This window comes from Rhizobium nepotum 39/7, assembly GCF_000949865.1.
GTDB lineage: Bacteria > Pseudomonadota > Alphaproteobacteria > Rhizobiales > Rhizobiaceae > Agrobacterium > Agrobacterium nepotum.
Window position 1 is genome coordinate 193,799 of the sequence record NZ_JWJH01000012.1, and the last position, 22,693, is coordinate 216,491.

At 60.4% G+C, this 22,693-nt stretch carries 17 protein-coding genes; 8 read left to right on the top strand and 9 right to left on the bottom strand.

The features are described 5' to 3' along the window. Position 1: 1 nt before the first annotated feature. Together RS75_RS14115 and RS75_RS14120 are read right to left on the bottom strand one after the other, a co-directional pair. Positions 2-1,045: a FecCD family ABC transporter permease gene (locus tag RS75_RS14115; protein ID WP_045021459.1), complete on the bottom strand. Its 1,044-nt coding sequence runs from the start codon at positions 1,043-1,045 to the stop codon at positions 2-4. Continuing rightward, positions 1,042-2,052 carry an iron-siderophore ABC transporter substrate-binding protein gene (locus RS75_RS14120; RefSeq protein ID WP_045021461.1) on the bottom strand — a complete coding sequence of 337 codons (1,011 nt, stop codon included), beginning with the start codon at positions 2,050-2,052 and terminating at the stop codon, positions 1,042-1,044. Before RS75_RS14120 ends, RS75_RS14115 begins: the two co-directional genes overlap by 4 nt. Positions 2,053-2,275: 223 nt before the next feature. On the opposite strand from RS75_RS14120, the gene RS75_RS14125 reads away from it, so the two are divergent. After that, a complete protein-coding gene (locus RS75_RS14125) occupies positions 2,276-4,396 on the top strand; it encodes a TonB-dependent siderophore receptor (RefSeq protein ID WP_045021463.1) in 2,121 nt (706 codons plus the stop codon). 145 nt (positions 4,397-4,541) lie between these two features. Here RS75_RS14125 and RS75_RS14130 read toward each other — a convergent pair whose 3' ends face one another. Beyond that, positions 4,542-5,435, bottom strand: a complete 894-nt coding sequence (locus RS75_RS14130; RefSeq protein ID WP_200893640.1) for a helix-turn-helix domain-containing protein — start codon at positions 5,433-5,435, stop codon at positions 4,542-4,544. Positions 5,436-5,577: 142 nt separating this feature from the next. Here RS75_RS14130 and RS75_RS26785 point away from each other — a divergent pair, with 142 nt between their 5' ends. After that, the gene (locus RS75_RS26785) at positions 5,578-5,856 is read left to right on the top strand and encodes a hypothetical protein (RefSeq protein ID WP_162484808.1); all 279 of its coding nucleotides are present in this window, start codon (positions 5,578-5,580) and stop codon (positions 5,854-5,856) included. 59 nt (positions 5,857-5,915) lie between these two features. Here RS75_RS26785 and katG read toward each other — a convergent pair whose 3' ends face one another. After that, the gene (gene katG / locus RS75_RS14135; RefSeq protein ID WP_045021465.1) at positions 5,916-8,087 is read right to left on the bottom strand and encodes a catalase/peroxidase HPI; all 2,172 of its coding nucleotides are present in this window, start codon (positions 8,085-8,087) and stop codon (positions 5,916-5,918) included. 218 nt (positions 8,088-8,305) lie between these two features. Here katG and RS75_RS14140 point away from each other — a divergent pair, with 218 nt between their 5' ends. Then, positions 8,306-9,214 (top strand): hydrogen peroxide-inducible genes activator, encoded by a 909-nt coding sequence (locus tag RS75_RS14140; RefSeq protein ID WP_045021467.1) that lies wholly within the window; start codon positions 8,306-8,308, stop codon positions 9,212-9,214. A 37-nt stretch (positions 9,215-9,251) separates the two neighbouring features. Here the strand turns inward: RS75_RS14140 and RS75_RS14145 are convergent, their stop codons facing one another. The 3 genes from RS75_RS14145 to RS75_RS14155 all read right to left on the bottom strand — a co-directional run bounded on the left by RS75_RS14145 (position 9,252) and on the right by RS75_RS14155 (position 12,246). Next, complete coding sequence (locus RS75_RS14145; protein ID WP_045021775.1) at positions 9,252-10,109, bottom strand: DUF3313 domain-containing protein; 858 nt, start codon at positions 10,107-10,109, stop codon at positions 9,252-9,254. 131 nt (positions 10,110-10,240) lie between these two features. Next, a complete protein-coding gene (locus tag RS75_RS14150; RefSeq protein WP_045021470.1) occupies positions 10,241-11,575 on the bottom strand; it encodes a sensor histidine kinase in 1,335 nt (444 codons plus the stop codon). Continuing rightward, a complete protein-coding gene (locus RS75_RS14155; RefSeq protein ID WP_045021777.1) occupies positions 11,575-12,246 on the bottom strand; it encodes a response regulator transcription factor in 672 nt (223 codons plus the stop codon). The genes RS75_RS14150 and RS75_RS14155 overlap by 1 nt, the downstream gene beginning before the upstream one ends. A gap of 172 nt (positions 12,247-12,418) precedes the next feature. Between RS75_RS14155 and RS75_RS14160 the strand changes: the two genes are divergently transcribed. Together RS75_RS14160 and RS75_RS14165 are read left to right on the top strand one after the other, a co-directional pair. Continuing rightward, entirely contained in the window at positions 12,419-13,576 is a 1,158-nt protein-coding gene (locus RS75_RS14160) for an efflux RND transporter periplasmic adaptor subunit (protein WP_045021472.1), read from the top strand. Position 13,577: 1 nt separating this feature from the next. Next, positions 13,578-16,736: an efflux RND transporter permease subunit gene (locus RS75_RS14165; RefSeq protein WP_045021473.1), complete on the top strand. Its 3,159-nt coding sequence runs from the start codon at positions 13,578-13,580 to the stop codon at positions 16,734-16,736. Between the two features lie 269 nt (positions 16,737-17,005). Here the strand turns inward: RS75_RS14165 and RS75_RS14170 are convergent, their stop codons facing one another. Next, the gene (locus tag RS75_RS14170; RefSeq protein WP_045021475.1) at positions 17,006-17,542 is read right to left on the bottom strand and encodes an NUDIX hydrolase; all 537 of its coding nucleotides are present in this window, start codon (positions 17,540-17,542) and stop codon (positions 17,006-17,008) included. Positions 17,543-17,655: 113 nt separating this feature from the next. Here RS75_RS14170 and RS75_RS14175 point away from each other — a divergent pair, with 113 nt between their 5' ends. The 3 genes from RS75_RS14175 (at position 17,656) to ku (ending at position 20,195) form a co-directional block, all read left to right on the top strand. Then, on the top strand, positions 17,656-18,300 hold the full coding sequence (locus RS75_RS14175) for a DUF47 domain-containing protein (RefSeq protein ID WP_045021478.1): 645 nt from the start codon (positions 17,656-17,658) through the stop codon (positions 18,298-18,300). After that, positions 18,300-19,304 carry an inorganic phosphate transporter gene (locus RS75_RS14180; protein ID WP_045021480.1) on the top strand — a complete coding sequence of 335 codons (1,005 nt, stop codon included), beginning with the start codon at positions 18,300-18,302 and terminating at the stop codon, positions 19,302-19,304. Before RS75_RS14175 ends, RS75_RS14180 begins: the two co-directional genes overlap by 1 nt. A 99-nt stretch (positions 19,305-19,403) precedes the next feature. Continuing rightward, complete coding sequence (gene ku / locus RS75_RS14185) at positions 19,404-20,195, top strand: non-homologous end joining protein Ku (RefSeq protein ID WP_045021482.1); 792 nt, start codon at positions 19,404-19,406, stop codon at positions 20,193-20,195. A gap of 4 nt (positions 20,196-20,199) precedes the next feature. Here ku and ligD read toward each other — a convergent pair whose 3' ends face one another. Then, on the bottom strand, positions 20,200-22,692 hold the full coding sequence (gene ligD, locus RS75_RS14190; protein WP_045021483.1) for a DNA ligase D: 2,493 nt from the start codon (positions 22,690-22,692) through the stop codon (positions 20,200-20,202). Between the last annotated feature and the right edge of the window lies 1 nt (position 22,693).

Below are 22,693 nucleotides of genomic sequence, written 5' to 3' on the forward strand. Positions count from 1 at the left end.
GTCACAGTTCACGCACCCGCTGGCGTCTGACGATCCAGATGAAGAACGGCGCGCCGACGAGCGCGGTGACGATGCCGACATCGAGTTCGGACGGCCGTGCCACGATGCGCCCGACAATATCGGCGGCAAGCAGCAGGCAGGCGCCACCGAGCGCGGAAAACGGCAGAAGCCAGCGATTGTCCACACCGACGAGCAGACGGCAAAGATGCGGAACGACCAGCCCGACAAAACCGATCGGCCCGCAGATGGCGGTCGCCGCGCCGCACAGGAGAATGGCGCCGAAAGACGCCACGGCTCTGGCGACAGCGACATTCTCGCCAAGTCCGGCGGCCAGATCATCTCCGAGCGCCAGAGAATTCAGCTTGCGCGCCGAGAGAAAGCTGATGGCAAAACCGGCAGCGAGAAACGGCAGCACGGTCTCGATACGTTCAAAGGTCGCACCACCGACACCGCCGATCTGCCAGGAGCGGATGCCGCCGGCAATATCGCTGCGCGGCAGCACGACGGCGATGACGAGCGATGAGAAAGCGACCGAGGTGGCCGCACCGGCAAGCGCCAGTTTCAGCGGGGTGGCCCCTCCACGCCCGAGCGAGCCGACGACATAAACGAAAACCGCAGATGCCCCGGCCCCGACAATGGCCGCGAGGATGAAGGCCTGCGACGAGGCGATGCCGAACCAGACGATCGCGATGACGACGGCAAGCGACGCCCCCATATTGATGCCGAGAATACCGGGGTCGGCAAGCGGATTGCGCGTAACGCCCTGCATGATCGCGCCCGCCAGCCCAAGTGCGGCCCCGCAGAGCAGCGCGAGCAATGTGCGTGGCAGGCGAACCGCGACAGCCGCTTCCGCCACCGTCTCGACGCGGCCCGCTAGTGCTGCCGTAATATCCGCAAGAGAGACGTCACGGGTGCCGATCGCAACCGATAGCGCGCACAGCAGGGCCAGGAGTGCCAGCACGACGCTGAGCCATGCGCCTCGCACGCGGTTGGAGCGACCGGCAATCAGCACGCCCGGACCTTTATCGGGTCCGCACATCGTCATTGCGATTTGCGCGACGAGTTGTCCGCCGCTTTCGCCAGAAAATCGGCATAATCCTTCAGAACCCAGGAAATCGATAGCGGGGTGGGGTTCGACGCGGTGCCGAGCGGATCGCGACCGAGCATGACGATAGCCTCATTGGCAACCGCAGGCATGCGGGCAAGGAGCGGATCGGCCCGCATCGCATCGAGCAGCGGCTGGCTGCCATAGGTCACCACAATATCGACGTCGTCGAAGGCATCGACGCGCTCGGCGCTGACGCCAGCGGCGAATTGCCCCGGCTTCGTCGCCTCCACGACGCTCTTCGGCGAAGTCAGCCCGAGATCGGCGAAAAATTTCACCCGGCTGTCATTGGCGGTATAAAAATTGACGACGCTGAGATTGGTGGCGTCGAGATGGGTGACGAACATAGCCGACTTGCCCTTCAGCTGCGGATGCCCCGCGACCACCTGCGCGATCTCACCCTCGATGCGGCTGATGAGCGCTTCGCCTTCCGCCGCCATGCCAAGCCCTGCACTGTTCAGCCGGATCATCTCGCGCCAGTCGGTTGCCCAGGGAGACACGGGATAGGCGACAACAGGCGCAATCTGGCTCAGCGTGTCGTAGTCGGACTGGCTGAGGCCGGAATAGGCAGCGAGAATGACATCCGGCTGCGTTGCCGCCACGGCCTCGAAATCGATGCCGTCGCCCTCATCGAACAGCACCGGCTTTGCCGCGCCCAGCTCGGAAAGCCGCTTCGCCACCCAGGGCAGCAAGCCATCACCGTCGTCATCGCCGAAATTGGCCGCCGCAAAACCGACGGGCACGATACCGAGCGCCAGCGGAACCTCATGGTTCGCCCAGGCGACGGTCGCCACCCGCTGAGGCTTCCTGGCAATCGTCGTCGTGCCGAAAGCGTGTTTGATGACGACGGGATAGACCGTCGCCTCATCCGCCGAGGCAGTGTGCGGCGCGACTATCGACAGGAAAAGCACAAGCGCTGGCACAAGGCCACGAAACAGGCGAAGCATGGGCAAAGCTCTCAAAAACATCAAAAGTGGACTTGAACTCTCAGCTTCACATCCCCCCGTCAAGCCCGAGAAGGAAATGCCACGCGAACAGCGGTGAAATTTCCGGGGTTTTGTACAAAACCACAAAAAGTTACAATACCGGACAAACTTTCTCAAGTTATTGGGCTTTTCGAGAGTGAGCCGTCAATGCGGCGATCGGGACATCAACTTCTGGAACCTGTCTATGGAAATCGAAATAAGAGGCGAAAACCGCCGGACCGCGCAACTGCGCTACGGACAGGCGGCACTTCTTGCCTGCACTGCACTTGTGGCCACGATGCCGGGCCGGTCACTGGCGCAGGAGGCGACGGGCACGAGCGGTGGCACGGTTCTGGAACGGATCACCATAGACAGCGGCGACAATGACCAGAAGTCGATCGTCGCCACCCGCACTACGAGCGGCAGCAGGATGGCGACCGACATTCTCGACACGCCAGCTTCGGTTTCCGTCATCACCGCCAAGGAAATGCAGCAGCGCGGCGTTCAGACGGTGGAGGAAGCGCTGCAATATACGGCCGGCGTGACCACGGATTTCTACGGTTCGGACGACCGTTTCGACTATTTCAAAATTCGCGGTTTCGACGCCTACACCTATCGCGACGGGCTGACGCTCGGCCGCCCCTTCGGCTCGCTGCGCGAAGAGACCTATGCCTATGAGCGCGTGGAAGTGCTGAAGGGTGGTAATTCCACCACCTTTGGCGTTTCTGATCCCGGCGGCTCGGTGAACTACGCCACCAAGGTACCAAAACGCGGCCGTTTCGGTGAGGCCTATGTAACCGGTGGTTCCTATAGCCGCGCCGAAACCGGCTTCGATTTCGGTGACAACATCACCAGCGACGACACCCTGTCATACCGCCTGACCGGCAAGCTCAGGAATGCCGACGCGGAATATGACTATTCCCGCGATGATGAAAAATTCTTCATGGGTGGCCTTACATGGCGGCCCACCGATGTCACCAGCCTCACCGTCGTTTACGATCATCTCAACAAGGACGGCGTTCCCGGCGGCGGCGGCCATCCGGTCGGTTCGCATTTTGACAGAAGCCGCTTCTTCGGCGAACCGGACTATAATTATCGCGGCACCAACCGCAATTCGCTGAGCGTGATGTTCGACCACGATTTCGGCTCTGGCCTGACCTTGAGCTCAAACGCGCGCTACAGCAAGGCGAACACCGATTTCGGCTACGCCTATATCTCGTCTACACCGACCAATGGCTCGACCATCGCCAACCGCGCCTTTTTCGGCAACGAGACCGAAACCGAGAATTTCCTGATCGATACGCGGCTGCAATATGACACGACGTTCGAAAGCGTCGAAAGCCGCAGCCTCGTCGGCGTTTTTTATAATGACTACTCATCCGGCAGCAAAAATTACTTCGGTTCCGCACCGGGCATCGACTGGATGAACCCGGTCTATACCGGCGCACCCGCTTCTGTGCCGCTCTTCACCAATTCGCTGACCGATCAAAAGACGAAGGCGATCTATCTTCAGCAGGACCTGACCTTCTTCGACAGGCTCACCGTCAGCGCCGGCCTGCGCAATGACTGGATCGACACCGACCAGACGAACCGGCTGAACGGCACGACCGCGAGCGGCGACATCAGCGAACTGACCAAGCGCATCGGCGTATCCTACAAGATCACCGACGAAATCGCGCCCTATCTCAGCTACGCCGAATCCGTGGTGCCGGCCTCGGGCCTGACTGTCGAGCCCGAACGCGGCGAACAGATCGAGCTTGGCGTGAAGTACCGGCCGGATGCATTCCCTGCCCTGTTCACGGCATCGATCTACGACCTGAAGAAAAACAACATCACCGTCATCAGCCCGATCACCAGCCTGCCGACAACCATCGGTGAGGTGCGCGTGCGTGGTCTTGATCTCGAGGCCAAGGCGGAAGTGACCGACAATCTGAGCCTGACGGCGGCCTATTCCTATCTCAACGCCGAAATCACCGAAGACGGCACCGCCGGCAATGTCGGCAACCGTCCGCAATTCGTGCCGGAACATCAGGCTTCGCTTTGGGTGAACTATACGCTTGCCGGCACCGAGCATCGCGGCGACATGACCTTTGGGCTCGGCGGGCGCTTCACCGGCTCCTATTTTTTCGACAACGCCAACAAGGTCTCGACCGGAAGCAGCGTGACCATGGATGCGGCGTTCAGCTACAAGATCCAGGAAACCACGTCGCTTGAGGTGAATGTCTCCAACCTCTTCAACGAAAAGCATGTCTCCTACGGCGGTTTTGGCGCAGACTTCTACAATCCCGGTCGGGCGTTTTCGGCTACGCTGCGAAAAACATGGTAAGGATAAAGATTAGCAATAATTTTCAGCCTATTGCATAGTTTTCCTAATGCTTCGCATCATCCTCGGGCTTGACCCGAGGATGATTGCAGGTGGGGTTGTGCGCTTCACCAACCCCTGCGCATCAAGGCACCGGTCTCAGCCAGGTTCAAAGCAGCCTGTGCATGCGCCGCCAGGCGGCGGGCGTATTGCCCACGGACTGGCGGAAGGCCTTGGTCAAATGGGCCTGATCCGAAAACCCGAGCTGGGCGGCGATATCGGCCACGGTAAGATCGCCGCCCAGCAACAGTTTCTGGGCAAGATTGATCCGCCGCTCCAGTTGCCATTGCAGCGGCGTCTTGCCCGTCGTCTGGCGGAACACGGTTGCGAACCAGCTTTCCGAAAGCCCCACGATATCGGCCATCTCGGCAACCGCCATACGGTCGTCGCCGCGCTTTTCGACACGGGCGAGCAGCTTGTTCATCTGCGCCTGCGTCAGCCTGCAATTCGCCTGCTCCGGCGAAGGTCCGGGAATATCCAGAAGACCCGCTACGATGCTGCCGACAAGGCTTTCCGCATAGACCGCGTGTTTCGAAGGCTCGGCCAGTTCATCGACAAGCAGCCCCGCCAGAGTTTCGACCGCACCTATATCCTGTATCTCGACCGGACGGCGCAAGGCCGTCATCGCCGCCGAACCGCCGACCGACGGCGACAGGAAGCGCAGCAGCCGGTCTTTATGAATATGCAGGTTGAGATGTGAAAACCGGTGTGCGGCGTTGCTACTCGTCCACATCGGAACACCGGCCGGCACATAAACCGCCCGGGTCATGGGACGGGAATGTTGCTCGAATTCACCGTCGCGATTGGAAACCCTGATGCGCGACGAGACATCGTTGAAAAATATCATGATACGGGGATCGGCTGCCAGGTAATAACCTTTGGCCCCCATCTGGCTCTCGGCCTCCCAGAAAGCGCTGACCAGCCCGTCAAACTGACGCCATTTCACCGGCGCAGTGACACTGATCCCTTCTGTGTGCCAGGTCATGGAATGCCAGAAACTCAATGCAGATACCATCCGGTTGTCGGGCCGAGGTTGAAGACATGCGCGCCATGATAACGACCGCCGCAAGCTCCATCATATGAAGCCCCCAATAACATGACTTATGAATTCATGTTAATAGCAAAGATGGTTGTAGTGCAAAACATTGCCGCAGCAGCGTGCGATCTTGCAACAACGGCAACCCTGGAACCTCCGCCCCGACCATCCGTTGATCTCCAGGCGGATGAAATCACAAAGGGAGATCACTATGAACGATAAAAAGGAACCGGGCGATTTCGCCGAAAAGAAGCGGGAAGAGCAAGGTCGCGGCGTTATCGTCGCAGGACCGGATGCGCATGAAAATGAAAAAGGCGGCAAAGCGCCGTCGGGCAAAGCCGAAAAATCTTCACCGGGCAAGCCGGTTGCATCTTCGGACCGAAGATAAAAAAATGCACCTCCCCGATCGCTCAGGGAGGCGCTTTCTTTTGGATCAGTCGGCCTTCCTCAGAGAAGGTCGAAACGGTCGGCGTTCATTACCTTCGTCCAGGCGGCGATGAAATCGTGCACGAACTTTTGCCTGTTGTCGTCCTGCGCGTAAACTTCCGCATAGGCACGCAGGATGGAGTTGGAGCCGATCACCAGGTCCACGCGGGTCGCCGTATAGTGCGTTGCTCCAGACTTGCGATCGCGGATCTCGTAGAGATTGCCGCCGGTCGGGACCCAGGTGAAGGCCATATCCGTCAGCGTCGCGAAGAAGTCGGTCGTCAGCGCGCCGGGCTTTTGTGTGAACACGCCATGCGCCGCACCGCCGTAATTGGCGCCGATGACGCGCAGGCCGCCAATGAGAACCGTCAGTTCCGGCGCAGTCAGGCCAAGAAGCTGTGCACGGTCCAGCAGAAGTTCCTCGGGGCTGACGACGTAGTCCTTCTTCACCCAGTTGCGGAAACCATCCGCCAGCGGCTCGAGCGGCGCAAAGCTGTCCGCATCCGTCTGTTCGGCGGAGGCGTCACCACGGCCGGGCACGAAAGGCACGGCAATGTCGAAGCCGGCCGCTTTCGCCGCCTGTTCCACACCGTAATTGCCGGCGAGAACGATTATATCGGCGATGCTGGCGCCAGTTTCACGGGCGATAGGCTCCAGAACCGAAAGCACGCGGGCGAGACGGACGGGCTCGTTGCCTTCCCAGTCCTTCTGCGGCGCAAGCCGGATGCGCGCGCCATTGGCGCCGCCACGCTTGTCCGAACCACGGAAGGTACGGGCGCTGTCCCATGCGGTCGAGACCAGATCGGCAACTGCCAGACCGGACGCCGCTATCTTCGCCTTGACGGCGGCGACATCGTAGCTTGTGGACCCTGCCGGGATCGGATCCTGCCAGATCAGGTCTTCAGCGGGAACGTCCGGACCGATGTAACGGGCCTTCGGCCCCATGTCGCGGTGGGTCAGCTTGAACCAGGCACGGGCAAAAACGTCGGAGAAGTGGTCCTGATCGTTCTTGAACTTCAGCGAAATCTCGCGGTAGATCGGGTCGACCTTCAGGGCCATGTCGGCATCGGTCATCATCGGGATGGTACGGATCGCGGCATCCTCGACGTCAACAGGCTTGTCTTCCTCGGCAATGGAGATCGGCGCCCACTGGGACGCACCGGCGGGGCTGTGCGTCAATGTCCACTCATGCTTGAACAGCATTTCGAAGAAGCCGTTGTCCCATTTGGTCGGCTCGCTCGTCCACGCGCCTTCGATACCCGACACCACCGTGTCGCGGCCAATACCGCGGCCCTTGGTGTTGATCCAGCCGAGGCCCTGATATTCGGGGCCTGCGGTTTCCGGATCAGGGCTGAGGTTGGCGGCGCTGCCGTTGCCGTGCGATTTGCCGATGGTGTGGCCGCCGGCGGTCAGCGCCACGGTTTCCTCGTCATCCATGCCCATGCGGGCGAAGGTTTCGCGCATCTGCGCCGCCGTCGCCAAAGGATCGGACTTACCGTTGACGCCTTCAGGGTTGACGTAGATGAGACCCATCTGCACGGCGGCAAGCGGGTTTTCCAGCGTCTCGGGCTTCGTCACGTCGCCGTAGCGGCCATCGCTCGGCGCAAGCCATTCCTTTTCGTCACCCCAATAGGTGTCCTTTTCGGGAGCCCAGATATCCTCGCGGCCGAAGGCGAAGCCGAAGGTCTTCAGACCGGCGACGTCATAGGCGATCGTGCCGGCCAGCGCGATGAGATCGGCCCAGGAAATCTTGTTGCCGTATTTCTTCTTGATCGGCCACAGCAGGCGGCGGCCCTTGTCGGTGTTCACATTATCAGGCCAGGAATTGAGCGGTGCAAAGCGCTGGTTGCCGGTGTTGGCGCCGCCACGGCCATCGGTTACACGGTAAGAACCCGCCGCGTGCCAGGTAACGCGCGCCATCATGCCGACATAGCTGCCCCAGTCGGCCGGCCACCAGTCCTGGCTTTCCGTCATCAAAGCGCGCAGATCGGCTTTGAGGGCCTCGACGTCGAGCGTCTTCAGCGCTTCGCGGTAGTTGAAGGAGGTGCCGAGCGGATTGGTCTTGGTATCGTGCTGATGCAGGATATCGAGGTTCAGCGCGTTCGGCCACCATTCGGTCACCGATTTACCGGAGGCAGTGTTGCCTCCATGCATGACGGGACACTTGCCAGCCGGTTTTGAAGTTGCGTCCATTTCGCCCTCCGATAGGTTTAGCAATTAAACAAAATAATCAATTCGACATGTGCAGCATGTTGAAACCGGAGCTCACAGCAGGGTCATAGCAACGCAAGAACCGTGCAGCGGGCTGATGATCTTTCACAGCTACATCCTCTTTCTGTCATGAAGATGACTAACAGCCGGGTTCCATAATTTCCAATTGTATATTCTAAAGGCTGCGATATGCTGAGCTTATGATTGCGCTCTCCATGAAACACCTCCGTTATTTCGACGCTCTGGCCAAGATCGGCCATTTCGGGCGGGCGGCGGAGGCGTGCGCCATTTCCCAACCGGCGCTTTCGCTGCAGATCAGGGAACTGGAAGAGCTTATCGGCGCGCCGCTTGTCGAACGAGGCAGCCGCCGCATCCGGCTGACCGCGCTCGGCGATGAATTTGCCGAACGCGCCCGCCTGATCCTGCGCTCGGTGGATGAGTTGCAGGATCTGGCGCGGGCAAGGCACGGCCCGCTCAGCGGGCGCCTGCGCATCGGCGTCATTCCGACCGTGGCACCCTATCTTTTACCGCAGGTCATCAAGACGCTCACCCGGCACTATCCCGGTCTGGAGACGCGCCCGCGCGAGGCGGTGACGCAGAAACTCATCGAAGACCTTCTGGAAGCGAAGCTGGACATGGCGATCGTCGCCTTGCCCGTGTCGGAACCGTCGCTGGAAGAGGTTCCGCTGTTTTCGGAGGAATTCATTCTGGTCCGACCGATGGAGGATGCGGGAATGCCGGTGCCGAGCGCCGACAAGCTCGGGGAAATGCGCCTGCTGCTGCTCGAGGAGGGCCATTGCTTCCGCAATCAGGCGCTCTCCTTTTGCAGCACGACCAACGCGCCGCCACGCGTGCTGATGGAGGGCAGCTCGCTTTCTACGCTGGTGCAGATGGTCGGCGCCGGTATCGGCGTTACGCTCATTCCGCAGATGGCAGTCGATATGGAAACACGGCAATCCACCGTCTCGGTGTTCCGACTGGCGGAACCACGGCCGTCCCGCACCATCGGCATGGTGTGGCGCAAGACTAATCCGCTTTCAGCGCAATTTGCCCATATTGCCGAGATCGTCCGCGAATGCGGCCTGCAAAAACTCGGCATCGCGGCATGAAGGCGAGCGGAGGATACCTCCGCCGCGCCATCCAGTTCTATTGAGGCAACGATTTCGGTTGTTTGTCCGTCCATTGCGGCGGCGCGCCGAATTTATCCGCCACCATGCCGGCCAGACCGGGTGAACGGCCAAAAGCATCGCACGCCATATATTTCGGCTTTCCCCCGAGCGCGGAATTGATGCGTTGCCCCGAGGGTAACGAAATGTCGAGCCCCTCAGGTACCTTGCCGGCGGCAATCATGCGGGAGAAGTATTTTCCGAAATTGCCGGCGAGGCTGTAGGCATCGCCGACTTCAGAAACCCTCGGCTTGTTGGTGATCGAATTCGCCCCTTTCGACCAGACGATCGCCGCTCTCTGCGTGCCGCCGGCATCGACCGCCTCGGCCTCAATGGCAAGGCCGCCGAGGCCCGCCGGAAGGCGCGGAATTCCCACGGGCAGCGCAAAGCTGCTGCCAAGCGATACCGCCGTTGAAACCCCAGCTATTGTTTTGTCTGTCGCAACGATGTCGGTTACCACGGTCCTGACAGTCAGATCGGCCGGAGACCCGGTCGGCACGATCTGGTATTTATCGCTCAGTGAAACACAGACAGCGCGATCAAGCGCGTTGGAGACGAGCGCCCTGTCCTGCGGATTGCTGATGCGCGATGCCGCGCCAAACGAGAATGTCGTTGGCAGGATCGATACGGTTTTGACACCTGCAAGCCCTTGCGCATCGACGAAAGTCCGGGACCTGGTGTATTTTCCCTTGGCCGGACTGAGCTGATTGTAGGATGTCAGCGTTCCTCCCTCTTGAAGGGGAACAGAGGTACAGCCGGACAGCTGCATTGCCAGAGGCAGGACAAATGCAGCGAAACCCGATCTATGGATATTTATGGCGTCGATCTTCAAAAACAGAACGTCCCGAGAATGTCGAAGGCCCACGATGCCAGCTCCTTTGTTGATGTCGCTTGGCCAGGATGAGCAGGGAGAATTGCGGCAGTATTACAGAGAAGCCTTTCGGTGGATGTCGGCGGAACGCGCCCGGATCATAGATGGATTTCGAAAGCCGTGCCCGACGAAGTGCTGTCCAGAGTGACCTTGCCGCCATGATTGGCGGCGATTTGCCTGACCAGCGCCAGACCCAGACCGGCACCCTTGCTGCTTGGTGTCACCCGGTAAAAAGGCTCAAAGACGAGTCCCTGCTGATCGGCCGGGATTCCCGGACCTTCATCGGCAACGGCGATCCTCCCATCCGCCGATACGCTGATCGAGATTGCGCCTCTGTTGCCGGCGTGATCGATCGCATTGCGTACAAGATTGGCAATCGCGCGAGAAAGCGCGGTTGGTTCGCCCTGGCGTCTCAGGATCTCGACGTCGCTCTCGAAGGAGATATCGTAGCCGGCGGCAACAGCGACAGGAGCCAGATCCGCTACGACCGACCGCGCGATATCGACAACGTCCAGGGGTTCCCACAGGTCCGCGGCCTGCTCGTTGCGCTCGAAAGCGAGAAGCTGTTCGGCGGCCTCGGCCAGGCGCGCCACATCGCCGAGAAGCTTGCGCTGCTCGCCCCCCTCGTCCATGCCTTCGATGCGGGTTTGCAGGATGGTGATCGGTGTCCGTAACTCGTGAGCCGCATCGATGAGGAACCGTTGCCTTGCCTGGAATTGATCCTCGAGGCGCGCAAGGATGCTGTTGAATGAAACGATCAACGGCAGAACTTCCCTGGGCACGTTCTCGACCGGCAGGCGGGAACCCGCGTGGCGTGGATCGATTTCCGGCGCCCTGCGCACCACGGCGTCGAGGCCGGTGAGTGCGCCGCGAACGATGCGCGGCACGGTCAGGAAAACCGCCGGCAGGGCGATCAGCAACAGGGGAACATAAATGGGATAGGTGCCCATCAACAGTGTAAGGAAGGTCGCGGTGCGGTTGCCATTGCCGCCATACATCACCCTGAAGTCGCCGACCGAGGTCGTAATGCTGTCGATCGAGGCGGTTTCAACATCCTGCGCGGCCTCGCGTATATCGGCGTCTTTGATCAGATATACAAACGGCGAAAGATCGCGAAAACGCCCAGGCACCTCGCCATAGGAAAGCGTCTGGCCATCCGCCGTTACGACGAACCAGAGCTTGTCGTTCTGTGCCTTGAAAGCCCTAAGTAACGGGCCCTCGGATATGACGAACCTGCCGCCCTCGTCTTTTCGTAGAGCTTCATCGAGCGCAGCCGTCAATTTTGTCTGTAACCCCGCATTCGGCGACAGGATCATCACGCCGTAGACGCAAAGGCCGACAATGACCGTGGCGACCACCCCGAGAAATACGGCGCTGAGTTGCCAGCTCAATCTGAAACGGAGCGATGGATTGGATTGTGTCGCCGTGACCATCAACCTTCCCTCAGGAGATATCCGACGCCGCGGACGTTGTAGATCGACACCCCGGCCGACGCTTCGGTCAGGCGTTTGCGCAGTCTGGAAATATGCGCATCGAGCGCATTGGACTGAATTTCTTCCTCGTAGTTGTAAACCGCCGCCTCAAGTGTGGAACGAAGCACCGTTCTCTCTTTACGCTTGGCCAGCGCGATGAGAACGACCAATTCACGGCGTGGCAGATCGAGGGCGGCGGCGCCAATGGTAACACTCATGTGGAGCGGATCGATGACGATCCCTCCGACACATATGGTCTTCTCAACGATGGCGGCGGGGCGGCGCAGGACCGCGCGTAACCGCGCCAGCAACTCCTCCACCAGAAACGGCTTTCCGAGATAATCGTCCGCGCCGCCGTCAAGACCTTCGATCCGCTCCCTGGGTTCGTTTCGCGCCGTCAGCACGATCACGGGCGTCAGGACACCGGAGCGCCTGAGCGTGGGGATAAATGTCAGTCCCTCCCCGTCAGGCAAGCGGCGATCGAGAAGGACGGCGTCATACGTGTTCTGAAGCGTAAGCTCGTAGGCGTCTGCCAGCAGCATCGCATGATCGATAACGATCCCCTGCTTGCCGAGCGTGACACCCAGTGCGGCACCCAGTTCTTTCTCATCCTCGACCAGTAGAAGTCTCATGCCGCTCACCGTCATTTATTTCCCGCTTCTTTAGCACCAACGTTGCGGCAGGATTACGGAACCGGTCGCAACCAGGTAATGCTGTTGCAATTGTCGACGCCTAAACAGACAGCCTGAGAGATGAGATCGCCGCGAGCGCTCATCTTCGCATCCGCTCAAAAGGATAGAGGCTATGGCGTTCAAATGCGCGACGGGTTTGCTGAAAGCTGGTCTTCTTGCTGGAGGCTGCACGCTGGCATTCATCTATTTCGACCCCGCCGGGGGAACTGTCGATGCGAACGAACGTGTGAAGGACGTCGTGGCCTCGGTCCCGACGATTGGAACAAGCAGGCCGCTTGAGCTGACACAGGCCGAGATGATACGGCTCAAACCCACAGCGATGGTGGAGCGGCTCAGCATTGGCGGCGAGCTTCAGCCGGTCAGCCGTGTCGTGATCCGTGCCCGCGAGGCCGGAAAAATTCTCGAGATGAATGTCAGGGAAGGACAGGCGGTGCGGGCGGGCGATGTGCTCGTGCGTTTCGAAACCGAAGAACTGCAATCGACGCTGCTGCAACGACAGAGCGACCGGGATGCGGCCGAGGCCGAACTGGCGCTGGCAATGCAGGCTCTCGCCCGAACCGAACAGCTTGCCTCGAAGAACATCACATCGGCGGAGCAGCTCGACAAAGCCAAAAGCGACGTCGTGGTGAAGACGGCGAGGCTCCAGAGCCTTTCGGCGCAGACGGATATCGCCCGCCTTGCGCTTCGCAACGCCGAAATCCGCGCGCCTTTTACTGGCACCGTCACCCGCCGGCAGGCCGAGGCGGGTTCGCGCGTCAGTGCCGATGGCGAACTTCTCACCCTCGTCGATACAGGTGTGCTGGAGGCGAAGGTTCTCGTTGCCACCCGCGATATTCCGCGCGTGGCCCTCGGTCAGACGGCGGAGCTGGAGATTGACGGCCTTGGCGGCCAGATCGTCAGAAGCACCGTCGACCGTATCAGCCCGGTTGCCGAGGACGGCACGCGCTTCGTCGCCGTCTATCTGCGGCTTGCCAATAACAACGGCCGGCTGTGGGGCGGAATGTTCGCCAGCGGCTCGATCCTTGTTCGTGAAAAAAACGATGCGCTGGTGGTTCCCGCAATCGCGCTCCGGAAGGACGAGACCGGGTATCATGTCCTCAAGGTGCTGAACGGTCATCTTCGCCGCCAGACGGTGGCGGTGGGACCGCGCTGGAACGGCGGCAACCTGATTGAGATCGGTGCGGGTCTTGCGGATGGCGAGACGATCCTGGCCGCCCCGCTCCCCGAATTGCAGCCCGATATGGCCGTGACCGTCGACAAGGCAGGCTGAAATGTTTCTGACCCGCATATCCGTCACCCACCCCGTTTTCGCCACCATGATGATGGTGGCGCTTCTGGTGATGGGTCTTTTCTCGTTGCAGCGGCTGGGGCTGGACCTCTACCCCAATGTCGACATTCCGGTCGTGGTGGTGGTCACCACCTATCCCGGCGCGACGCCGGAAACGGTGGAGACGGAATTGACGCGCCCGGTCGAGGATGCGCTGAACGCGATTGGCGGCCTCGACGAGATCACATCGACCTCCTACGAGGGGCGCTCCGTCGTCATCGCGAAATTCAAGCTCGAAGTTCAGGGCGCGACCGCGGCACAGGACGTGCGGGACAAGATCGCCGCCATCGAGGCCAATTTTCCAGACGACGCCAGGAAGCCGGTCATTTCCCGGTTCGATCCCGCCGCCGAACCGATCCTGTCGGTGGCGATCAGTTCGACCTCGCTCGACGTGCCCACGCTCACCACCCTTGCCGATCAACGGGTACTGCGGCAACTGACGACCGTTGCGGGCGTCGGCCAGGCAACGCTGGTGGGCGCCCGCAAGCGGCAGATCGATATCACGATCAACGATGTGCGGATGCGCGCGCTCGAGGTTGGCATCAACGAGGTGGTGAACGCGCTGCGCTCCGGCAACAGCAACAGCCCGGCCGGAAGCCTCATCGATGCCGTCTCCGAACGCACGATCCAGGTGCAGGGTCTTATCGACGAGCCAAAGGCGCTGCTGGAGATGGTCGTCGCAAGACGCGGTGGTGCTGCCATCTATCTTCGCGACGTCGCCACGCTCTCCGAAGGGGCCGCCGATCCCGAAACCCGCGCCCTCTATAATGGCCAGGCCGCGCTGGCAATCGACATCGTCAAGGTTCAGGACGCCAACACGGTTCAGGTCGTGGCGGATGTGAGAAAGCATCTGGCACTTCTCAACGCCGAACTTGCCCCGCAAAACGTGCAATTGCGCATCATTACGGACACGTCCCTACCCATCCTGGAATCCGTCACCCAGGTGCAGACGACGCTGATCGAGGGGGCGGCGCTCGCCGTTGCCATCGTTTTCCTGTTTCTCAACTCCTGGCGCAGCACGGTCATTACCGGGCTGACATTGCCGATCGCGATCATCGGCACGCTCGCGGTCATCGATGTTCTCGGCTTCACGCTCAATACGCTCAGCCTGCTGGCGCTGACACTCTCCATCGGCATTCTGGTGGACGACGCCATCGTCGTGCGCGAAAACATCACCCGCCACCTGCACATGGGGAAATCCCACATCCGCGCCGCACTCGACGGCACGAACGAAATCGGGCTTGCGGTGATCGCGACGACGGCGACCATCGTCGCGGTCTTCCTGCCGGTCGCCTTTATGGATGGCATCGTCGGCCGGTTTTTCTACGAATTCGGCGTCACCGTTTCCGCCGCCGTGCTGATCTCGCTCTTCGTCGCCTTCACGCTCGATCCGATGCTGTCGAGCGTCTGGTACGATCCGGATGCCCAACCCGACGCCCGACGCGGGCCGGTCGGCCGGCTGATCGCGCGTTTCGATCGCGGCTTCGAATGGCTGGCCAACAGGTACCGATATGTGATCGGCTGGACATTGCGCCACCGGCTTGTCACCCTGCTCGTCACATCGGGCATCTTTATCGGCAGCCTGTTCATGGTGCCGCTGGTCGGTGCGGAATTCGTGCCGAATACGGACGAAGGCCGCTTCCAGATCGACGTCAGGGCACCGGTCGGCTCCTCGCTGGATTACACCACGGCCAAGGTGCGGCAGGTCGAAAAGGCGCTCAAGGAGTTTCCTGAGGTCGAGACGCTTTATTCCACCGTCAACACCGGAGCCACCGTCGGCAAACACCGCGCCGCCGTCCTCGTAGGGCTGGTGCCGTTTTCGGCCCGCACCCGGACCCCGGTCACGCTGGCCGATCCAATCCGCAAGCGCCTGTCCGCCATACCCGGTATAGAGATCGCGATCCTGCAGAGCGGTCTTGGCGGTGACGAAAGCCCGGTGCAGCTCAGTATCCTTGGCGACGACCGCGCGATCCTCGAAAAAACCGCCGCCGATCTTGTAGAAGAGATGAAAAATATCCCCGGCCTCGTGGATGTGACGTCGAGCGCCCGGGACTTGACTTCGATCCTTTCGATACGCCTGAAGCGCGAGGCGGCGAGCGACCTCGGCATCGCCCGATCCGATCTGGCATCAGCACTCCAGCCCCTCGTCGGCGGCGAAGACGTGTCAAAATGGACGGATGCAGACGGCAACAGCTACGACATCGTCGTGCGCCTGCCCGGTGAGCGGCGTTCCGATACGACGGCGCTCAGTGAATTGATGGTCGCGACCGGCCGCACGGCATCGAACGGTGCACCTCTCATGGTGCGTCTCGATCAGGTCGCCGATATCGACACCGTAAAAGCGCCCGCCGAAATCCGCCGCATCGACAATCACCGCGAGGTGCTGGTTTCGGCCAATATCGCCGGGCGGTCGCTTGGCGAGGTGACGGACGAGTTGAAGAACCTCACCGACGCCCGCGATCTGCCGGAGGGTTATCGCATCCGCTTCGGCGGCGATGCCGAAACCATGCAGGAGACCGTCGGCCACATGGTCACCGCGCTCGTTATGGCGGTCATTTTCATCTACATCGTGCTCGCCTCGCAATTCGGCAGCTTCCTGCAGCCGCTCGCCATCATGGCGTCGCTGCCGCTGTCGCTTGTCGGCGTCCTTGTCGGGTTGATGGTGGCCGGCAGCACGATCAACATGTTCTCGCTGATCGGCTTCATCATGCTGATGGGCCTCGTCACCAAGAACGGCATCCTGCTGGTCGATTTCGCCAATCGGGAAAGGAAGCGCGGGCTGCCGTTGAACGAGGCGCTGGCAAACGCCGGCATCATCCGCTTCAGGCCGATCATCATGACGACACTTGCGATGATTTTCGGCATGATCCCGCTTGGCATGGCGGTCGGCGGCGGCGGGGCGCAGCGCGCGCCGATGGCGCATGCGGTGATCGGCGGCCTCATCAGTTCCACCCTTCTCACGCTGATCGTCGTACCGACGATCCTGTCCTATATCGACAGCATCACCCGACGCCTCGCCCGCTTCCTGCCGAAAGCACCGGACGAGGCAGGTGAAGCGGGGCTGGCGGATAGCCCAGCGCAACCTTCCCAGGCTCCACACTGAAGGGTTTGGCTTTTGCGTGAGTTTCGCGGGGATTGCAGAAAAAGCATCGCGGCTTTATCACCTCAGCAAAAGTATGACGGCCGGTCCAGCCAACAGCACGGCAAGGACGATAACGGGATGGATATAGCGCACGAGAAGCGCGAAAGCGACACGACGTAAACGCATATGATTGCACCTGACGAAAATCATCTGGCAACGTTTAGCATGGCGTATTACGGCAGCATTACAGCTCTTGGCCGGAAATGGCGCTCCAACCCGGCAGGCCGCTGTCACTCGCTGGCCGGGGGCTTTCTTTTGCCCTTCGGGCGGAAGTCGACCAGAAGCGACTTCAGCTCGATTTCGCGAACGCGCCTTGCCGCCTCATCCGGGCGAACCCACTCCATCAGGCGTTCGCCGCGCTCCTTGAAACTTGTTTCCGTTCCCGTCACCTCGATCTGGAAGACATCGACGATGCAGGGCGCGACATCGCCGTTGTCGAGCATCTTGAGATAGGTGTAGCGGCCGACCGCATCCTTTCTCACCCGGCCGCGCACGCCGGCCTCTTCCCGCGCCTCAATCGCGGCGGCCTCATGCGGCCGCTTGCGTTTCATCGGCCAGCCGCGCGGAATGATCCAGCGGCCGCTGATGCGTGAGGTGACGACGAGGATTTCGATATCTTCGCCACCATCAGCATAACGGAAGCACAAGGCGGCATATTGCTGCCGGAAAGCATCGGTGAAAAGCTTTTCCGGAACCGCAGCAAGCTGCTGGAGCAATGTCAGGGAACGGGCCGGACGGGCTTTCCGGCTTTTCTTCGTGGATTTCATATCCGTTGATACTGCTGATTTTCCGGGTTGCATCAATGCCCCGCGTGCATTTATGACACTTTTATGACAATCACCCCCCACAACTGATCAAGCGCCATTGAGGGCCAATTCGCATGATGAGCATTTTTCGCAAGCTGATGCCGCGCGAGGACCGTTTCTTCGATATGTTTAGCAAACATTCGGAAACCGTCGTCAAAGCCGCCGCAGCTCTGGATCACCTTTTGAGCGGCGTCGACGTCGAGAAGAATTGCGACCTCATCGTCGCGCTGGAACATCAGGCGGACGACATTACCCGCGATGTTCTGCTCGCGGTGCGGCGCAGCTTCATCACCCCCTTCGACCGTGGCGACATCAAGGATCTCATCCAGTCCATGGATGATGCCATCGACATGATGCACAAGACCGTCAAGACCATCCGCCTGTTCGAGCAAACGGAATTCGACCCGCTGATGCGGGAGATGGGCCATGAGATCGTGCGCGCCGCAAACCTGATTGCCGAAGCCATTCCGCTTCTGGAAAAGGTCGGCACCAATGCGCAGCGCCTGTCTGTCATTGCAGAAGAAGTCACCCGTGTCGAAGGCCACTCCGACGAACTTTATGACCAGGGCCTGAAAGACCTCTTCCGGCGCCATGGCGCGGCCGGCAATGCCATGGCCTATATGATCGGCAGCGAGATCTACGGCGAACTCGAAAAGGTCGTTGACCGCTTCGAGGACGTGGCGAACGAGATCAGCGGCATCGTTATCGAGAACGTCTGATGGATGTCGCGCTTGCATTGCCGTTGCTTATCGGCCTCATAGCCATCGCCCTGTTCTTCGATTTTCTGAACGGTCTCCACGACGCTGCAAACTCCATCGCCACCATCGTCTCCACCCGCGTGTTGCGCCCGCAATATGCAGTGGCATGGGCGGCCTTCTTCAATTTCATCGCCTTCCTGTTTTTCGGCCTGCATGTGGCCGAAACGCTCGGCACCGGCATCATCGATCCGGCCATCGTTTCCCCGCAGATCATCTTCGCGGCGCTGATGGGCGCTATCGTCTGGAATATCGTCACCTGGGTTTTTGGCATCCCCTCCAGCTCGTCACACGCGCTGATCGGCGGTCTCGTCGGTGCGGGATTTGCAAAGGTTGGTTTCAATTCCATCGTCTGGTCGGGTCTTTTGAAAACCGTGGGCGCAATCTTCATGTCGCCGGCAATCGGCTTTTTCCTGGCACTGCTGCTGGTGCTTGCCGTTTCCTGGCTGTTCGTGCGCCAGACGCCCTTTGCGGTGGACCGCACTTTCCGCGTCATGCAGTTCATTTCCGCCTCGCTCTATTCGCTCGGCCATGGCGGCAATGACGCACAGAAGACCATGGGCATCATCGCCGTGCTGCTCTTCAGCCAGGGGCATCTGGGAGAGAGCTTCTACGTGCCATTCTGGGTCGTCATCTCGTGCCAGTCGGCCATGGCACTCGGCACGCTGTTCGGCGGCTGGCGGATCGTGCACACCATGGGCTCGAAAATCACCAGATTGAACCCGATGCAGGGTTTCTGCGCCGAAACCGGCGGTGCGCTGACCCTGTTCGGCGCGACATGGCTCGGCATTCCGGTATCGACCACCCATACGATCACGGGCGCCATCATCGGCGTCGGTGCCGCCCGTCGCGTATCAGCAGTGCGCTGGGGCCTTGCCGGCAACATCGTCATCGCATGGGTCGTGACCATGCCGGCCGCCGCCCTCATCTCCGCAGCCGTCTATGGGCTGACGTCGCTGTTCGGCTGACACGCTGATCTCGCCGGATTTGTCAGTGCTCCCGGAACAAAAGCCACCCTGCGGCTGTTTGATCCGGGAGACCACTGGCGACGAAGCGGATCGCAGATCATGGCAAGGCAGGTTTTCTGGAAGGGGTATCTGAAGCTGTCGCTGGTGACGGCCTCCGTTTCGCTGACGCCCGCCACCACTGAAAGCAATAAATACCGCTTCCACATTCTCAACCGAAAAACCGGCAATCGCGTCGAAAGCCGCTATGTCGACAGCGTCACCCACAAGCCGGTGAATGCCAAAAATCAGGTGAAGGGTTTTCCCCGCGCTGAGGATGATTATGTGCTGCTGGAAGACGACGAGATCGATGCGGTGGCGCTGGAAAGCACCCGCACCATCGACATCAAGACTTTCGTTCCCGCCGGTTCGATCGACTGGATCTGGTACGACCGTCCGCATTTTCTGCGCCCGGAGGACAAGATCGGCACGGAAGCCTTCAGCGTCATTCGCGAAGCCATGACGGCGAACGGCGTTTTCGGCATCGCCCGACTGGTGATTTACCGCCGCGAACGGGCGGTTCTGCTGGAACCTTCCGGCAAGGGCATCATCCTGTGGACGCTGCATTATGGCGAGGAGGTGCGCGAAAGCATCGATGCGCTGGACCCCAGGATGAAAATAGAAAAGCCGCTGCTGGAAGCCATGGAAAAACGCATCGGCAAACAGGTGATGGGATGGAAACCGGCTCTGGTACAGGACCCGATCCAGAAAAAGATCAGCGCCCTGCTGAAAACCAAGAGCAAGGCCGCGCCTTCCTCCGAAAAGAAAACCGGCACGAAGGCGCGCACAGGCGGCAACGTCATCAACATCATGGATGCCCTGAAGAAAAGCCTTGCCGCAGACAAAAGACGCTGAAGGTTCAGCGCGCCTTTTTTGGCAACGGCCGGGCCGCAGCAAAAAAGCCGTCCCATGGATCTTTCTTTAGAGCAGAAAGGCGGGCGCCAAAGTTGTTGACGGTGAAATATGCGGGGCCGATTTCCGACGACAGCTCCCGCCACTCGAGCGGCGCTGAAATCGCGGCTCCCGGCCGGGCGCGGGTCGAATAGGGCGCGACCGCCGTATTGCCCCTGCCGTTGCGCAGATAGTCGATGAAGATGCGGCCGGTCCGCTTCGATTTCGTCGCCACCGCCAGATATTTATCGGGTTCAGCCTTCGACATGTCGGCTGCCATGGCCTTGGCAAAGGCTTTTACGGCGGCCCAGCCGGCCTGTGGTTTCAATGGAGCGACGACATGCAGGCCCTTGCCACCGGATGTTTTCACGAAGGCGGCAAGTTCCGCATCTTCGAAACGCCGTTTCAGTTCCAGCGCCGCTTCGATCACCTCTTTCCAGGAAACATCCTCGCCGGGATCGATGTCCATGGTAATGATATCTGGCTTCTCCCAGCTCGCGGTCGTCGAACCCCAGGGATGGATTTCAAGTGCTGCGGATTGGACCAGCGCCATGATACCATCAAAATCGGTGATGCGGATCAGCGGTTCACCGCCCTTGTCCTTCGGATCGGCTATTTGCTCCACCGCTTTGTTGACGCCGCGCCAGACATGTTTCTGGAAGAAGCGTGGTCCATCGATGCCTTCCGGGCAACGTAGCAGCGCCAGCGGACGGTTGACGACAAAGGGGGCCATATAGTGCCAGACCTGCGCATAATAATCGGCCAGCCCTTCCTTGGTCACCCCATCCTTCGGCCAATAGAGACGGTCCGGATGGGTGAACTTGATCTTGCTCTGCGCTGCCTTGGTTTCGGACACAACTTTTTCCTCGCGTTCGATTTCAACCGCCGGCTTGTCTTCCCGCAAGCCCCGGAAAGATGAATGGCGTAGAATGCCATCCGCCGACCAGGCACGGAACTCCACTTCCGCCACCAGTTCCGGTTTGACGAAATTGAGGTCGCGGCGGGCAAGTGCTGTGAGCCTTTCGGCAAAGGGGCTTTCCCTGCTTTCCAGCGGCTTCAGGCGGCCGAGCAGCATCTCGGCCATTTCACCGGAATAACCGGTGCCGACACGGCCGACATGGCGCAGCTTGCCTTCCTCATAAACGCCGAGAGCCAGCGAACCGATCGCGTGTTCCGAGGTGGAGGACAGCGTGTAGCCGCCGATGACGAATTCCTGCCGCATGGAGCATTTGGACTTTATCCAGTCCCCCTTGCGGCCGGAGACGTATTTACTGGACCTGACCTTGGAAATGACACCCTCGAGACTGAGACGGCAGGCATGGTCAAGCACAAGCGCACCGCTTTCCTCGAAATGCTGGCTGTAACGGAGATGCGGTTCGCCGGCGGGCAGCAGCTTTTCGAGCAGCGCCTTGCGGTCGCTCAGCGCCGCGCCCCGCAGATCCGCGCCGTCGAGATGCAGGAGGTCGAAGGCGTAAAAGACGAAACGGTCGCTACGCCCCTCGCTCAGATCCTGCTGCAGGGCCGAGAAATCGGAGGCGCCGCTGTCGCGCTCCACAACGATTTCGCCGTCGATCAGCACCGTTTCCGCGGGCAGCGCCTTTAGCGCTCCTGCCACCGCTTCGCCGAACTTCTCCGTCCAGTCCAGCCCGCTGCGGGTCAGAAGCTGAAGCGTACCGTGATCGAGACGGGCTTGCAGCCGGTAGCCGTCGAATTTGATCTCATGCAGCCAGCGCGAGCCAGCGGGCGGCTTCGGTTTCAATGTTGCAAGCGCCGGCGGCACGAAAGACGGCATAGCCTGTTTGCGCGCACCTTTGGGCAGAGCATGCGCCTGTTTTTTGCCGGAGGATGAAGCGACGGCTTTTTTCGATACGGGCTTCGAATTCCAGGTGTCCTTCGGTCTGGCGGCAACCTCCTCGACACTGCGTCCGGTGGATACGGATTCCGGCCGCTCCTCCAGAATATCGGCACCGCCTTCGCGCCTTGCCTCTTCGTCATCACCCTTGATGAGAAGCCAGTTCTCTGGGCTTTCGCCGGGTTTTCCATGCATGCGCACCAGATGCCAGCGACCTTTCAGCTTCTCGCCTTCCAGCTCGAATTCCAGATGACCTTTGCGATAACCCTTCCTCGCGTCACCAATCGGATGCCAGACTCCGCGATCCCACAGAATGACGGTGCCGCCGCCATATTGGCCCTTCGGAATGACCCCTTCAAAACTGCCATAACTTAAGGGATGGTCCTCGACATGCACGGCAAGGCGCTTGTCCTCCGGGTCGAGGCTTGGACCGCGCGTCACCGCCCAGCTTTTCAGCACGCCATCCATCTCCAGCCGGAAATCATAGTGCAGCCGGCGGGCATCGTGCTTTTGCACCACGAAACTCGACCCTTTCGTTTCGGCTTTCGCTCCTTTCGGTTCGGGCGTCCTGTCGAAGCGGCGCTTGGCGTTATAGGTCTGCAAGCCCATG